We start from the raw sequence: 341 nt of genomic DNA, 5'->3' as shown, positions 1-341 counted from the left end.
GCTGTAACATTAGCTGGGGTGTAAACCGATCCTGTGATGCTTCCGCCTCCTGAAACAATGCTCCAGGTACCTCCTGCCGGTGTAGCAGTTAAGGTTTTGGTAGCGGTCTCACAAATAGCGGTTGTTGGAGTGGTATTATTGGCGGTGCCTGCAAAAGCATTCACCGTGAAGGTAACATCTGAACTGCTAGCAGCACAACTTCCGTTAGAAGCAACTGTGTATCTTATCGTTACCGCTGTATCTGCTGTAACATCAGCTGGGGTGTAAACCGATCCTGTGATGCTTCCGCCTCCTGAAACAATGCTCCACGTACCTCCTGCCGGTGTAGCAGTTAAGGTTTT

General features: G+C 49.6%; 1 protein-coding gene. It reads right to left on the bottom strand.

The genetic code is table 11. The annotated features are described in order from the left end of the window. Positions 1-341, bottom strand: a 341-nt coding sequence (locus JO950_RS22115; RefSeq protein WP_202704566.1) for a hypothetical protein, incomplete at both ends; no start/stop codon positions are given.

Source organism: Flavobacterium sp. UGB4466 (genome assembly GCF_903469665.1).
Classification (GTDB): Bacteria; Bacteroidota; Bacteroidia; order Flavobacteriales; family Flavobacteriaceae; genus Flavobacterium; species Flavobacterium lipolyticum.
Note: the sequence above shows the minus strand (reverse complement) of the source record. Positions and strands in the feature narration are given on the sequence as shown.